Annotated in this window: 12 protein-coding genes; 4 read left to right on the top strand and 8 right to left on the bottom strand. The window is 58.2% G+C overall.

Annotated features, from left to right (window positions below; genetic code table 11):
* Nucleotides 1-34 precede the first annotated feature (34 nt).
* From V6S97_RS18745 to V6S97_RS18715, 7 genes are all read right to left on the bottom strand, one after another.
* Nucleotides 35-1,087 carry an ABC transporter ATP-binding protein gene (locus tag V6S97_RS18745; RefSeq protein WP_111793338.1) on the bottom strand — a complete coding sequence of 351 codons (1,053 nt, stop codon included), beginning with the start codon at nucleotides 1,085-1,087 and terminating at the stop codon, nucleotides 35-37.
* Between the two features lie 17 nt (nucleotides 1,088-1,104).
* A complete protein-coding gene (locus V6S97_RS18740; RefSeq protein ID WP_087746935.1) occupies nucleotides 1,105-1,947 on the bottom strand; it encodes a carbohydrate ABC transporter permease in 843 nt (280 codons plus the stop codon).
* Nucleotides 1,937-2,869, bottom strand: coding sequence for a carbohydrate ABC transporter permease (locus tag V6S97_RS18735; RefSeq protein WP_112950965.1), 933 nt, complete (start codon nucleotides 2,867-2,869; stop codon nucleotides 1,937-1,939). Before V6S97_RS18735 ends, V6S97_RS18740 begins: the two co-directional genes overlap by 11 nt.
* A 10-nt stretch (nucleotides 2,870-2,879) precedes the next feature.
* Nucleotides 2,880-4,151, bottom strand: coding sequence for an ABC transporter substrate-binding protein (locus tag V6S97_RS18730; RefSeq protein WP_111781573.1), 1,272 nt, complete (start codon nucleotides 4,149-4,151; stop codon nucleotides 2,880-2,882).
* A 49-nt stretch (nucleotides 4,152-4,200) separates the two neighbouring features.
* Entirely contained in the window at nucleotides 4,201-5,802 is a 1,602-nt protein-coding gene (locus V6S97_RS18725; RefSeq protein WP_112950964.1) for an FAD-dependent oxidoreductase, read from the bottom strand.
* A 5-nt stretch (nucleotides 5,803-5,807) separates the two neighbouring features.
* Nucleotides 5,808-6,878 (bottom strand): LacI family DNA-binding transcriptional regulator, encoded by a 1,071-nt coding sequence (locus V6S97_RS18720; RefSeq protein WP_174070977.1) that lies wholly within the window; start codon nucleotides 6,876-6,878, stop codon nucleotides 5,808-5,810.
* A gap of 200 nt (nucleotides 6,879-7,078) precedes the next feature.
* Nucleotides 7,079-7,816, bottom strand: coding sequence for a PHB depolymerase family esterase (locus V6S97_RS18715; protein WP_107676827.1), 738 nt, complete (start codon nucleotides 7,814-7,816; stop codon nucleotides 7,079-7,081).
* A 424-nt stretch (nucleotides 7,817-8,240) separates the two neighbouring features.
* On the opposite strand from V6S97_RS18715, the gene V6S97_RS18710 reads away from it, so the two are divergent.
* Complete coding sequence (locus V6S97_RS18710) at nucleotides 8,241-10,304, top strand: ATP-dependent helicase (protein WP_334427623.1); 2,064 nt, start codon at nucleotides 8,241-8,243, stop codon at nucleotides 10,302-10,304.
* Nucleotides 10,305-10,762: 458 nt separating this feature from the next.
* Here V6S97_RS18710 and V6S97_RS18705 read toward each other — a convergent pair whose 3' ends face one another.
* Complete coding sequence (locus V6S97_RS18705; protein WP_334427622.1) at nucleotides 10,763-11,410, bottom strand: hypothetical protein; 648 nt, start codon at nucleotides 11,408-11,410, stop codon at nucleotides 10,763-10,765.
* Nucleotides 11,411-11,583: 173 nt separating this feature from the next.
* On the opposite strand from V6S97_RS18705, the gene V6S97_RS18700 reads away from it, so the two are divergent.
* The 3 genes from V6S97_RS18700 (at nucleotide 11,584) to rfbB (ending at nucleotide 14,265) form a co-directional block, all read left to right on the top strand.
* Nucleotides 11,584-11,763, top strand: coding sequence for a transcriptional regulator (locus V6S97_RS18700; protein ID WP_442886075.1), 180 nt, complete (start codon nucleotides 11,584-11,586; stop codon nucleotides 11,761-11,763).
* Between the two features lie 874 nt (nucleotides 11,764-12,637).
* The gene (gene rfbC / locus V6S97_RS18695; protein ID WP_334427620.1) at nucleotides 12,638-13,207 is read left to right on the top strand and encodes a dTDP-4-dehydrorhamnose 3,5-epimerase; all 570 of its coding nucleotides are present in this window, start codon (nucleotides 12,638-12,640) and stop codon (nucleotides 13,205-13,207) included.
* A 2-nt stretch (nucleotides 13,208-13,209) separates the two neighbouring features.
* Nucleotides 13,210-14,265 carry a dTDP-glucose 4,6-dehydratase gene (rfbB, locus tag V6S97_RS18690; protein ID WP_334427619.1) on the top strand — a complete coding sequence of 352 codons (1,056 nt, stop codon included), beginning with the start codon at nucleotides 13,210-13,212 and terminating at the stop codon, nucleotides 14,263-14,265.

Genomic DNA, 14,265 nt, shown 5'->3' with positions numbered 1-14,265 from the left:
GGTCTGCGGCTCGCGCCAGCCGCGGACGCGACAATCAGTTCAGCCGATCTCCGTTTTCATCCGAAAACAGATGGATGCAGTCGAGCGCTGGCGAGACCCTTATCTCGTCGCCGACGACCTGCCCTATGCGTTCACGAAAGACGCCGAGCACCCTAGAGCCGCCGAGTTTCATGGTGACCTGCGTTTCCGATCCCAGCGGTTCGACGAGCATTATCTCTGCCGGTACGCCGGACGCATCGAGTGAGAAGTGCTCCGGGCGGATGCCATAGACGGCCCCTCTTCCCGCCAGACCGGCCGCAGCAGCCGGCAGTGACAAGACCACCCCCCCGGTTTCAAAACCGCCTGCCGATATCGTCCCGGACAGAAAATTCATCGATGGCGATCCGATAAAGCCGGCGACGAACTGATTTGCCGGACGGTCGTAAAGTTCAAGCGGCGTGCCGACCTGCTCGACCCTGCCGCCATTCAGGACCACGACCCTGTCCGCCATCGTCATCGCCTCCACCTGGTCATGCGTCACATAGATCGTGGTGGTCTTGAGCTTCTGGTGCAGCGCCTTGATCTCGCCGCGCATGACGACGCGCAATTTCGCATCGAGATTGGAAAGGGGTTCGTCGAACAGGAACACCTGCGGGTTGCGAACAATGGCCCGGCCCATCGCAACACGCTGGCGCTGGCCGCCGGAAAGCTGGCGCGGATAACGGTCGAGCAGCTGTGTGAGGCCGAGAATATCCGCTGCCCAGTTCACCTTTTCAGCGATTTCCTGCTTGCTTGAACCACGATGCTCCAGCGAAAAGCCCATGTTGCTGGCGACCGTCATATGCGGATAAAGCGCATAGGACTGGAACACCATGGCGATATCGCGGTCCTTCGGGTCGAGATCGTTGACGATCCGCTCGCCGATCCTGAGTTCGCCGCCGGTAATCGTTTCAAGACCGGCTATCATCCGCAGCAATGTGGACTTGCCGCAGCCGGAGGGACCGACAAGGACGACAAACTCGCCATCCCTGATGTCGAGATCGACGCCGTGAATGGTTTTCACCGCGCCATAGCTTTTGCGGATGTCGGACAGGGTAACGTTAGCCATCGATCGATTCCGGTTCTTCAGCCCTTGAGGCCGGTATGGGCGAGGCCTTCGACGAACTGCTTCTGGGCAATCACGAAGACGATGAGCACGGGCAGCGCGGTGAGCGTCGCTGCGGCAAGCTGGATGTTCCACATCGGCCCGCCATAGGCGTCGGTATATTGGGTCAGCGCCTGCGGCAGCGTGAACATCTCGGCGCTGGAAAGAAAGACGATCGGTTCGAGGAACAGGTTCCACGAATGCAGGAAGGTGAAGATCGCGACCGACGCCAGCGCCGGTTTTGCCAGCGGCAGCGCAATCTTGCGGAAAATCTTGAAACGCCCGAGGCCGTCGACACGCGCCGCTTCCTCAAGCTCGCCCGGCAGTGTGACAAAAAACTGCCGCATGACGAAGGTGGCGAAGACACTTGGCGCGCCGAAGATCGGAACAAGGATCAACGGCCAGTGGGTGTTGACCATGCCGGCCTTCAGGAACATCTGGAACAGCGGCACGATCGTCACTTCCGAGGGGATGAGCAGGCCAAGCAGCACGATCATGAAGATCAGATTGGCACCCGGAAACCGGATCCGTGCGAAGGCATATCCTGCCATGGAGGAGACAATCATCGTGCCAATCGTCACGACAGCAGCAATATAGGCGGAGTTCCAGTATTGCCGCACGAAGGGCTGCAACTCGAATACCTTCGAGTAGGTCGTCCAATCCTGGTTTTGGGGAAAGAACTGCGGCGGGAAGGCGAAGATGTCGCTGATCGGCTTGATCGATGATGTCACCATCCACCAGGTCGGGAAAACGAACGGGATCAGCAGCACACACAACAGCCCGTAAAGCGCCACCTGCATGCGGGGGGAAAGGTCAGCTTTCATAAAAGACGATCCTCTTGCGCATCTGCCACTGGGCGAAGGTCAATACTGCGACGATCAGGAACAGCAGGATGGAAAGCGTCGAGCCATAACCGAAGAAATGGAACTGGAAGGCCTGCTGATAGAGGTAATAAACCAGCACCGTGGTCGAGAGACCCGGCCCGCCCTGGGTGAGAACCGCAATCTGCGCAAACACCTGCAGCGAGCCGACGATGGTGATGATCGAGGTCAACAGGATCGTCGGGCTGATCAGCGGCAGGGTGATGCGACGAAACTGCTTGAAGGCGGGCGCACCGTCGATGCGGGCCGCCTCGTAGAGTTCCTTCGGCACGCCCTGGAGCGCCGCCAGAAACAGGATCATGTTGAGCCCGACATTCTTGAAGACCTGCACGACGATGACAGAAATCATCGCTGCCGTCTCCTCGCGCAGCCAGTTGGGCCCCTCGATGCCGATCATCAGCAACATGCCGTTGATGCCGCCATTTTTCTGCAAGAGGAAGCCCCAGACAATCGTCCAGGCTACCAGCGAAACGACCACCGGCGAGAAAAACAGGGTTCTGAAGATCGCAATACCGGCAAGTTTCTGGTTGAGCAGTACGGCAAGCAGCAGCGCCAGCGACAGGTTGAACACGACAAGTCCGGCGGAGAAGATCGCGGTCGCGCCCAGCACCTCACGAAGATTGCCGTCCTCCATCAACATCCGGTAGTTCTGCGTACCGGTATAGGTGAAGGTATTGGCGAGCACATTCCACTCATGCAGCGAATACCAGAACACCAGCCCGAGCGGGATCAGCACGAAGATGACGATCCCGATCAGTTGCGGGGCGATGAACAGAAAGCCAGCGAGGCTGTCGCGCCGCGCGATGGTCCAGAACGCCGATACCGGGCGATCTGGACGACGGGTAACTTCCTGCGCGACAGCCATGGCTTTCTCCTCAGCGCTTCAGGAGCGGCCCTATCTGGCCGCAGATTTTTTGAAGCGCGCCCGCGACATCGGCCTCCGGCCGCCAGACGGCGTCGAGGTTCGAGCGCACGATCTGCTGGATCTGGGCAAAGCCGGTATGGCCGGGCATGACCTTGCCGGTGGCGATGCCTGATATGACGACCTTTTCGATCTGCTCCTGACTGAGCAACGGATTGGTCTTTTTCAACACCTCCGCATTCAGCAGCGACTTGCGCGCCGAGGGAAAGAACTGGCTGAGCTTGGCGGAATTTTCCGGATTGGTCATGTAGGCGACGAACTCGGCTGCAGTCTCGGCATTCTTGCCGGACTGCATGACGCCGATGCCCGCCTGGCCGATCAAGGCATATTCGCCAGCCGGCCCCTTGGGCAGCGGCACGAGGTCCCAGCCGAAAGGCTTGTCCTTCGGCAGAAGCGAGGCACGGCTGATCTGGGTTATGGTCATGGCCGCATTACCGGCAAAGAAATCGACCGTCTCGCCCGGACCGGGCATGGCCTTCTTCTCGAAGATGGCGTCGTGGATGAACGAGACGGCATCCGCCATCGGCTTTTCCGCCATGGTGCAGGTTGCACCGTCAGCGCTCCAGGGGGAAGCACCCCAGCCGTTCCACACCGAGGTGAGATATTGCCAGCTCTGGTAATTGAAATCACGGACGACAAGCCCGCCCTTGCCGGCTTTTGCGACGGCAGAGGCCGTGGCGATGGCGTTCTCCCATGTCCATTCGCCGGCAGCGATCATGTCCGCCGGCGTCTTGGCGCCTGCGGCCTTGATGAGATCATTATTGACGAAGACGGCAAAGGGTGAGGTCGAGAACGGATAGGCAAAGAGCTTGCCATCCTGCGACCAGCGTTCCGTGGCGCCGGCGCTGACTTCCTCGAGATTATAGCCCGGCGCGGCCTTCAGCGTATCGGTGAGCGGGTAGAGCGCACCGGATTTGACGAAATCATAGGCCGAGGTCTCGAAAATCCAGGCCATGTCAGGCGCATTGCCGCCCGCAATCTGGGTCGTGAGCGCAGTCGTATAGGTGTCGAAAGGCAGGGACTCATAGGTCACGCTGACGTTTGGATGATCCTTCTTGAAGCCCACCGCGATGTCGTTGAACAGCTTCAGATGCGCCTCGTTGGCGCTCCAGATTGTCATGCGCAGCTTGATCGCATCCTGCGCCGCTGCGGCTCCTGCGAGCGCAAACGAGCCGATGAGGGCCAGCGCGCAGGCGGTGGATTGCATTTTCCAATGATTGTTCATTCCCAGTCCTCCTCCAAAGATGGGTTCGATCGAACGGCAGTCCGCCGTCCTAATAGGCCGCTATGTCCGGCCAGCGTATTTCGATGCCTTCGCGGATCAGCGCCGTCTGGAAGGCATGAAGATGGTCATCGTCTTCCTGCACCTGATGCGGTGTGAGACCTTTTTCCAGGCAGTGGGCCGCAAGCATTCCAGCCACTTCGCCGATATTCCATTCGACCGGATGCAGCCGGTAGCAACCGTTGGTGATATGCGTCGTGCCAATATTCTTGCCAGCTGGAATGAGGTTCTTCACGCGTTCAGGGATCAGCGCGCCGAGCGGAATCTCGAAGGGGCAGGAAGGCACGTCAATGTAATTGTCGCCGCCGGTCGATGGATGCAGATCGATGCGATACATGCCGATACCGATGCTGTCGCGATATCGCACCGCGCCTTTGTCACCGCGAACCGTGTGGGAAAGGTCCTGCTCGACGATGCGCGTGACCGGCTTGATGCGGCGGCTTTCACGAATATAGGGCGCCATGGCGAGGCCATGTTCGGTGCCGGTGATATCGCCTCTCAGCCGCAGCCCGCGGAAACCCTGCCCGCCATCAAGACGCGGCGCTTCCGTCTGCAGCCAGTAGAAGACCGAATAGGAAAGGTCCGCCGCCGCCTTCAGATGCCGCGCCTTTTCCTCTTCCGACACATCGATAATCGTGCCGTCCATATAGTCGATCATCGGCCAGTTCACGAGGCAGATGTCGGACTTGTAGAAACCGGGCGTAAAGTTCTTCCGCGCCGCAATGCGGCGGAAAATCCAGAGGTTTTCATCGCCGCCGCCCTTGCGCTGGTCGGCATCGACCAGCAGGGGATCGTCATCGGGATTTGGCGTGAAGGATCGGGTGGTGTGCTCAAGCGTGCGCGGATGCGGCGCGGTGAAACCGAGGAGCGGCCCGCCCCAGAAATGCGGCTGGTACGAGCGCCAGTAATCGTAATTGTCAGGCTTGTCGATCGTCTGGTCACCGTCGACATGATCGATGGCAAAGCAGATCGATACGGCCTGCACATTGTCCGGCTGGGCTTCGGCCGGCGCGCTGGGTTCACCCGTGTCCGACTGCGCCTCGAAACCCTTGGCGTATTCCGTGCCCGTCATCGGCAACAGATCGCCGAGTTCGGTGGCGTCGAGGATGTAATCGGCGGAAATGACGATTTCAGCGCCGCTGTCGCGATGACGGACGGTTACTGAGCGAACCCTGTCGCCCTCCACATCGGCCGCGACCGGGCGCCAGGGCTTGAGCACCGTCAGGTGGCCGGCGCCGATATAGGGCATCAGCATGCTTTCCATGACGGCGAGGCTGACGCGCGGCTCGGCGCAGATGCGGCTCACCCATCCGCCACCCGGATTGAGATCGCCCCAGGCCCGTGCGCCATCCGTCAGCGGATAATGGTCACGATAATATTGCCGCACACCGTTGCGCAACGCCCGGTAAGAGCGGGTGATGCCGAATTGCTCGACCCATGTATGCTCGTCCGACGGAACGGCCTGACTGGTCAATTGCCCGCCGATCCAGTCATATTCCTCGGTCATGATAACGCGCTTTCCGACCCGTGCGGCAGCCAGTGCCGCCGCCACGCCGCCAACGCCGCCACCAACCACGAGAATATCTGCTTGCATGTCTTTCACGTCGTCACATCCGTTTTGTTGACTGGGGACTTGTTTGCGGAGGCTGCCGGGGCCGGGCCCAATGTTTCCCCTCTGACGGGTTCACATTTGAGAAGGATCTGGCTACCCGGACTGCCGGTCTCGATGCGGTTGACCAGCATGGCAGTCGCCTGCCGGCCCATTTCCTCTCGGGGAATTTCATAGGAGGTGAAGCGCACCGGGCTGCGTGCGGCCCTGATATGGCTGCCAAGCACGATCATCGAAAAAGCCTCGGGCACGGCAAGCCCGCGCGCCCTTGCCAGGGTTTCGACACGCACGGCATCGGCCAGCTCTATGAAGAAGGCTGCCGTCGCCCCGCTTTCAAGGATGGCATCGAGGATCTTGTCGGCCGGCCGGTTGACGGCCTTGATATGAAGGGCAAGCGTGGCTGCATCACCGAGCGCCGCACTGAAACCACGCCAGCGGTCAGCGATCGATTCCGCCGGGCCATCGGGGCCGATATAAGCGAGCGTCGAGTGCCCCAGCGCTCTGGCGTCCTCGACGAGCTGCCGTGTTCCCGCGGCATAGTCGCCGCCCACATAAGGAACCGGCCCACCAGCATCTTCCCGTCGGCCAATGGCCACGAAAGGATAGTCTTCCGAGACCAGCCGGGCGAGTTCCTTACGGTCGAATTCGCGACCGAGAACCAGACAGCCATCGGCGATCCTGAGCCTGTTGCCTTCCGAAAAAATCTTGCGGTTATTGCCGACGCCGGCGCTGGTCAGCAGCAGAAGATCATAGGCCTGCTGCTGCGCCTCTTCCTCGATACCCAGCAGGAACGGCGTGAAGAAGTCGGCCTGCGCGCTCGGGAAAGCCGGCTCGTAGGTGAAAACGCCGAGGATGCGGTTCAGCCCCTTGGCCATTCGCCGTGCGATCGGGTCGGCGACATAACCTGTCTGGCGAATGACCGCCTGTACCCGTTCGCGGGTTTCAGCCGGGATGCGCGCAATCGCGGCCGGTGCGCCATTCAGAACAAGCGATACCGTTGCCTGACTGACGCCGGCAAGCTTGGCGATGTCGTTTTGCGTGAGACGTTTATGATTGGTCACGCGATGCCCTCCCCGACATCCGATCGTTGCTAATACGTATTAGCTGCTAATGCGCATTAGCACGATTTGTGGGCACCGAGTCAAGCGATAAAGATGCACTTGCTGAGGGAGGCCACGGGGTTGTGACAAAAAGCCCGCCCCGCGGCGGCGGCACTGGTGGAATCGGCTATAACAGCCGTAAAATAGCGATCAGCCCGGATTCACGGACCCGCAGGTGCTTTCTCACCGGTGAGCTTCTGTTCAAGCAACCAGGTCCACATCGCCTCGTCCTTCAGCACTTTCCCTTCGACCGCTTCATGGTCCGTATCTTCGAATACGGTGAGCCGGACATTTCGTTTCAGTTCCTGAAGGCGTTGCACAAGGAGCACCGTGTCGGACAGCGGAATCACAGCGTCATTTGCGCCATGAAAGGCCCAGAAGGCTACCCTTTCATTCGTTCGATTGAGGTAATGCCGGATACCGCCGCCGGCGATCGGAACAACCGCGGCAAAAGTTTCAGGAAACTGCGCGGCCATCGACCATGCACCGAACCCTCCCCGGCTATAACCAATCAGATAGATGCGCTCGCGATCCACCCGATGATCGGCCACCACCGCCTGAAGAACACTCGCCACGCGCTCGATCGGATAGAGCAATTCCTCACTCGGATTTTGCGGCGAGAACACCAGAAAAGGAAAATCGCGGCCTTCTTCAATCAGTTTCGGCAGGCCGCTGCGGCGCAGCTTTTCGATGTCGCCGCCGCCCTGATCGCCGCCATGCAGCCAGACGACAAGAGGATAGGTCTTATCCGAACTGGCGTAGTCCTTGGGCGTGTAGAGCAGATAGTTGATATCAGAGGCGATGGTGACATCGGATTTCATCGCCTTCTGTTCGGCCTGGGCAAAAGTCGAGGCAGCGATTGCGGCGACAGCGATCAGGCAAAGTTTCAGATGCTTCATGGTCTGGCCCTCCCAAAACGCGCCTCCTCCCGAGGCGCGATCATTGAACTCGCGGATCACCGGGTTGGTTCAAAGGTTTCGCTGCAGAATGCGAAAATGCACTGAAACAAATTGAGAATATTCATATATTTCATAATAATACCGTTATTTCCTCATGCGTAATCTGATTTGCGATTGCGGGATCGGGCACGCCCGGCAACCAGCAGCCACCGACGAACTGCAAGCGACCTTTCGGAACGATAAATCTCACCACCGACCGTGTTTAAACGACGGGAAAAACGCGTTCAGCATTTGTTCTGGATTGGTGTTTGAGTCTTTGCTAATCATTGCGACAACAGGGCAGACAATGGCCGGCGATTCCGACGACTGCCATCTCTGAAGATGTCCTCACCATGGGGACAGGCAGGTATCAAGGATTGTTCGCATGGCGGTTGCCTATCTGGAAAAGCTCAACGAACAGCAGCGCAAGGCAGTGGAGCATGGCGTTGGGCTGACAGACGGCCACACGGCCGGGCCTCTGCTGATCATCGCCGGGGCCGGTTCGGGCAAGACCAACACGCTGGCCCACCGTGTCGCACATCTGATCGTGAATGGCGCCGATCCCCGCCGTATTCTGCTGATGACGTTTTCGCGGCGTGCCGCCACGGAAATGTCGCGCCGCGTGGAGCGTATCTGCAAACACGTCCTCGGCGGCAATTCGGGGGCTCTCACCGACGCGCTCGCGTGGTCAGGCACCTTTCACGGCATCGGCGCCCGCCTGTTGCGCATCTATGCCGAGCAAATCGGGCTCAACATCGATTTCACCATCCACGACCGCGAAGACAGCGCCGACCTGATGAACCTCGCCCGGCACGAGCTGGGTTTTTCCAAGACCGAAAGCCGCTTTCCGACAAAAGGCACGTGTCTTGCCATCTATTCGCGTGCGGTGAATTCCCAGACGCCGCTCAAGGAGATATTGCGCCAGCATTATCCCTGGGTCGCCAATTGGGAGAGCGAACTTAAGGCACTGTTTGCAGCCTATGTGGAGGCAAAACAGGTCCAGAACGTGCTCGATTACGACGATCTTCTGCTCTATTGGGCCCAGATGGTCAGCGACCCCATTCTGGCTGATGATATCGGCAACCGCTTCGACCATGTCATGGTCGACGAATATCAGGATACCAACCGGCTGCAGGCTTCGGTGCTGATGGCGCTCAAACCCGGCGGCCGCGGTTTGACCGTGGTGGGCGACGACGCGCAGTCGATCTATTCGTTCCGGGCGGCGACAGTGCGAAACATCCTTGATTTTCCGGCTTCCTTCAGCCCGGCGGCCGACATCATCACGCTCGATCGCAACTATCGCTCGACGCAGCCGATCCTTGCGGCCGCCAACGGCGTGATCGATCTGGCGCGGGAGCGGTTCACCAAGAACCTCTGGACCGAGCGGGAGTCACTGGAGCGCCCGAAGCTCGTGACGGTGAAGGACGAAACCGAACAGGCAAACTTCATCATCGACCAGATTCTCGCCAACCGCGAAACCGGCATGACGCTGAAACAGCAGGCCGTGCTGTTTCGCACCTCCAGCCATAGCGGGCCGCTCGAGGTGGAACTGACCCGCCGCAACATCCCCTTCGTCAAATTTGGCGGCCTGAAATTCCTCGACAGCGCCCATGTGAAGGACATGCTGGCCGTGCTGCGCTTCGCGCAGAACCCGCGCGACCGCGTCGCCGGTTTCCGGCTGCTGCAGATGCTGCCCGGCATCGGACCAAAGAAGGCCGGCAATATTCTCGATGCGATCGCGACAGACCCCGAGCCGCTGCTTGCCCTTGCCGAAATTCCGCCGCCGAAGACCGGCGATGACTGGACGACCTTCACGCAGATGCTGGTGGGCCTGCGGCAGGTCCCGAATGGCTGGCCGGGCGAAATCGGGCAGGCACGGCTGTGGTACGAACCCCATCTCGAACGCATCCATGAGGACGCCGACACCCGCAAGGCAGATCTGCTGCAACTCGAGCAGATTGCCGGCGGCTACCCCTCACGCGAACGTTTTCTGACCGAGCTGACACTCGATCCACCCGACGCCACCAGCGATCAGGCCGGCATGCCGCTGCTCGACGAGGACTATCTCAGCCTGTCGACCATCCATTCGGCAAAAGGCCAGGAATGGCGTTCCGTCTTCATCCTGAATGTGGTCGATGGCTGCATTCCCTCCGACCTCGGGGTCGGCACCACCCAGGAACTGGAGGAGGAACGCCGGCTGCTTTATGTCGCCATGACGCGCGCAAAGGACAGCCTGTCACTGATCACGCCACAACGCTTCTTCACCGGCGGGCAGAACCAGCAGGGTGACCGGCATGTTTACGCCGCAAGAACCCGCTTCATACCGGCAACCCTGCTGCAATTCTTCGAAACGATGACCTGGCCACAGGTTTCAGCCGCAGCTTCGGAGCGTAGCGCGCAGCAAATCCGCATCGATGTCGGTGCACGGATGCGGGCGATGTGGAAATAGTTAGTGATGCATAGAGCCCTATGCGTCAAAGACTTCGACGGCAGACCTTAAGCGCAACGAGTGGCCAGTGACATTCAGGACTGACGAATATTTTTATGCGTTCGGTCTGAACGTCTGCACGACTTGCTTCGGCACAAAATAAGTTCGTATATCGAGAACGCCTCAGTGACCGCAGCAGCCTCTTGGCGAGTCGCTTCTCGTTTTGCAGCGGCGCGCTTGCGAATGGACTGAGATACCCGCAGCGATGGCATGACTTTGAAAGAAGTACCTGCAAAGCTCATCCGCATAAGCTATAACGCCGAGGCCCCAATCAAAAATATAAATGACCTGACCGTCGATCTTGTTTTCACTTGTTGTCCGTAGGTCAAGCCCGACTTTGTTTAGGGAAGCACCTACGGCTTTTCTAAATCTACGTGCCGAGAGGCATGGTAATAGAAACTCAGGCAGGCTAGCCACCTTCACTCAGACAACGCATTTTTTGACAGGTTATCAAGAACCATACGGAGTTCCAACCATGGGAATTCATCCGGCAGGCCCTGCTGCTCTCCGGTGAGGAGAATGGAATGCAGTTTTGCAATAGCTCCGGCAATCGATATCGCAGGCTCAGCCCACAATGCTTTCGCCAGCTCCATTTCAAGGCGGTCAGACCGTATCTCGGCCTTCTGAGCGCGACTGTAACCCCAAGCCTCATCCAAACGATCCCAAGCCTCCTCCCGCTCGCGAAGGGCAGTTAGTGCCTGAGCTCTAATGGTTTGATTCTCAGGAGCGTCGCCGTATATCCGATCAATTTCCTCCTGACTCGTAACACAGACTGTTACTGCCCTGCCCGGCACTGCGATTTTGACCTGCGGGAATCCGACAGCGGCCACCATCTTATTTTCAAGGCCTTGTTGTAACTTACAAAAGCGTTGAGTTTCGTCATGTGCCGCAAGCCATTTCCGCCAAAGATCGATCACTCGATAATCAGCCTCTGAAGCAAGCGGCGTCTTCGTTCCCCCAGCTTCATCAGATACGTCAACCTGCGACGCCAGCAAGGCTGCGGACACAGAAAGCACTTTGCGTCGTGTTACAATAGACGAAGATCTGCTATTCTCAGAATCATCCATGATCCGAGCTCCCTTAAGCTTGATTTTGGTCATTTCTTGAAATGCGGTTTTCGTATCATTGATACGATAACGGAAGTCGCTACCTTATTCAACAGAAATCGTATCAGCGTTACGAAATGAACTTTATCCAATGCAAAATGGCTCGAGCAGCTCTGGGATGGGGAACAAGAGATTTGGCGAAAGAGGCCAAAATTTCTCCTGATACCGTGGCGCGTTTGGAAAGAGGAGAGGCATTAAAATCCTCCACAATAAATGCCGTGCGCGCTACTTTTGAAGCCTCCGGCGTAGAATTCATAGAAGAGTCCGGTGGCAAGGGAGTGGGCGTTAGGCTGGCAACACCTCTTGGCCGCTAAAAATCACACCTAGCGACAGTAATCCCTATTACGTGGGACAGCAGAGACCGGTCTTGCATGAAAACAAGTGACTCGCGTGACTAGGCCACCGGTTTCGGCCCTGCCGGGCATAACCCGAGAAATGGCTGGCAATATTTCGCCGCCATAACGACCGAGCGTATCCACGAAGGTGCGGACACCTACAAGGTCATTTTGCTGCAACTCAAGCAGAACGCCGGCTGTTACTCTCGGCGCGAACGTTTTCTGACCGAGGTGACGCTTTATCCGCCCGATCCTACCAGCAACCAAGCAAACTGCCGCTTCCCGACGCGCAGGAACTGAAGGAAGAGCCCCGGCTATTCCATGTCACTGCGACCCGCCAAGGACAGCCTGTCGCTGATGACCCCTTACTGCTGGGTCACCGGCGGCTAGACCCGCAAGACGTCCGGCGCGTCTACGCCTCAAGCCCCCGATTCAAACCGGCGATCCTGCCGTAATCTTCAAAACGATGTCCAATCACCGGTTTTGGCAACCGTCTCGGAACGCAGCGCGCAGGAGGCCCCGATTGACGTGGAAGCGCGACGGCGGACGATGTGAAAATAAGAGCGCGACCGCATGTCAGTATAAGCGAGTCATTCAATTCGCCATCGGATCACGATCAACGTGGCCTGAAAGCAACACAGGTTTTCACGTCTCGAGGGTGGGGAACAGGAAGAATTTGGCGAGGGCTTCGTTAACTTCAGTGCAAAAAAACACCAGGTGGCCCTGAAGCTCCGGCGTACTGTTCGATGAAAAGCCTGCTGCTCTTGTGCGGAAGATCAATAAAGCGTTATTGACTGTCCCGGCCGATAAAGCCATATCACCCTCAGTAGACAGACCAGACAGGATCCGCGCAATGCAACTAGAAGCATTCCCGATATCGGGCGTGAAGAAGATAACACCGGCGCGCTTCGGCGACAGCAGAGGTTACTTCAGCGAGGTTTTCAAGCGCGAGTGGTTTCGTGAGAATGTCGCGAATGCGGAATTCGTCCAAGATAATGAATCCCTGTCAGCACAAGCAGGGACGGTACGAGGGCTTCATTTCCAGACAGAACCTTTTGCACAGGGCAAGCTCGTTCGTTGCATTCGGGGAAGACTGCTGGATGTCGCGGTGGATATCAGAACAGGATCGCCCACCTTCGGACAATGGGCGGCTGTTGAGCTCTCCCCCGAAAATGGCGAGCAGCTGTGGGTTCCGGCGGGATTTGCCCACGGCTTTATGACGCTCGTTGCCGACACGGTCATCTCGTACAAAGTCACGGCGCCCTATAGTGCCGCCCACGACCGAGGCGTTAAATGGGATGATCCAGCCATTGGCATCAAATGGCCGAAGCTGGAAGGTTGCCTTCTTTCCGAGAAGGATGCCAAGCAACCGCTTCTGTCGGAATTGCCTGAGTATTTCACTTACCAAAGCACTGGGAACTGATGATGCGCGTTCTAGTTACCGGCGGCGCCGGATTTATCGGCTCTGCCCTCGTACGTTATCTTGTGAGCGAGATCGGCGCGGATGTTCTCACTATCGACAAACTGACATATGCAGGAAATCTGGCGTCCCTCAAGCCAATCGAAAATGCACCCAATCACCGCTTTCTTCAGGCCGACATATGTGACCGGGTCGCGATGAATGACGCGTTCGCGACATTCCAGCCGGACTACGTGATGCATCTCGCCGCCGAAAGCCATGTCGATCGCTCCATAACCGGCGCCGCTGATTTTATTCAGACCAATATCAACGGCACGTTCACGATGCTGGAGGCAGCACGGCAATATTGGAGCGGCCTTGCCGACGACGCCAAGGCGAATTTCCGCATGCTCCACGTGTCAACCGACGAGGTATACGGCTCGCTCGGGGACTATGGTCTTTTCGAAGAGACAACCCCTTACGACCCTTCATCGCCATACTCCGCCTCCAAAGCCGCAAGCGATCATCTCGCCACAGCCTGGCAACGCACATACGGCCTTCCGGTCGTCATTTCCAACTGCTCCAACAATTACGGGCCATTCCATTTCCCGGAAAAGCTCATTCCGCTGATAATTCTCAACGCGCTGGAGGGCAAACCGCTGCCGGTCTATGGAAACGGCGCGAACATCCGCGACTGGCTTTATGTGGAAGACCATGCCCGTGCCCTGTGGCTCATCGTTCAAAAGGGCCTTGCCGGCGAGAAGTACAATGTCGGCGGCAGAAACGAACAGAAGAATATCGATGTGGTGAACTGCATCTGCTCCATTCTCGACGAGCTGCGCCCGCAATCCAAACCCTATGCCGAGCTCATCAAATACGTCACGGATCGCCCTGGTCACGATGCGCGCTACGCCATTGACGCCACGAAGCTGGAAACCGAACTCGGCTGGAAAGCACAGGAAAATTTTGCGACGGGCATCCGCAAGACCGTGCAATGGTACCTCGACAATGAGTGGTGGTGGCAGCCGCTTCGCGAGGGAGTTTATGCCGGAGAGCGCCTCGGCGTTCTGACAAAGGGCTGA

The sequence above is a fragment of the Agrobacterium sp. CCNWLW155 genome (assembly GCF_036888815.1).
In the GTDB taxonomy this organism is placed as follows: Bacteria; Pseudomonadota; Alphaproteobacteria; order Rhizobiales; family Rhizobiaceae; genus Agrobacterium; species Agrobacterium radiobacter.
This window is presented reverse-complemented; position numbering and strand designations above follow the sequence as displayed.

Bases quoted from the DNA above. Each gene is read 5' to 3' on its own strand.
- V6S97_RS18745 (WP_111793338.1), bottom strand. From the start codon at position 1,087: ATGGCTAACGTTACCCTGTCCGACATCCGCAAAAGCTATGGCGCGGTG.
- V6S97_RS18740 (WP_087746935.1), bottom strand. From the start codon at position 1,947: ATGAAAGCTGACCTTTCCCCCCGCATGCAGGTGGCGCTTTACGGGCTG.
- V6S97_RS18735 (WP_112950965.1), bottom strand. From the start codon at position 2,869: ATGGCTGTCGCGCAGGAAGTTACCCGTCGTCCAGATCGCCCGGTATCG.
- V6S97_RS18730 (WP_111781573.1), bottom strand. From the start codon at position 4,151: ATGAACAATCATTGGAAAATGCAATCCACCGCCTGCGCGCTGGCCCTC.
- V6S97_RS18725 (WP_112950964.1), bottom strand. From the start codon at position 5,802: ATGCAAGCAGATATTCTCGTGGTTGGTGGCGGCGTTGGCGGCGTGGCG.
- V6S97_RS18715 (WP_107676827.1), bottom strand. From the start codon at position 7,816: ATGAAGCATCTGAAACTTTGCCTGATCGCTGTCGCCGCAATCGCTGCC.
- V6S97_RS18710 (WP_334427623.1), top strand. From the start codon at position 8,241: ATGGCGGTTGCCTATCTGGAAAAGCTCAACGAACAGCAGCGCAAGGCA.
- V6S97_RS18705 (WP_334427622.1), bottom strand. From the start codon at position 11,410: ATGGATGATTCTGAGAATAGCAGATCTTCGTCTATTGTAACACGACGC.
- rfbC (WP_334427620.1), top strand. From the start codon at position 12,638: ATGCAACTAGAAGCATTCCCGATATCGGGCGTGAAGAAGATAACACCG.
- rfbB (WP_334427619.1), top strand. From the start codon at position 13,210: ATGCGCGTTCTAGTTACCGGCGGCGCCGGATTTATCGGCTCTGCCCTC.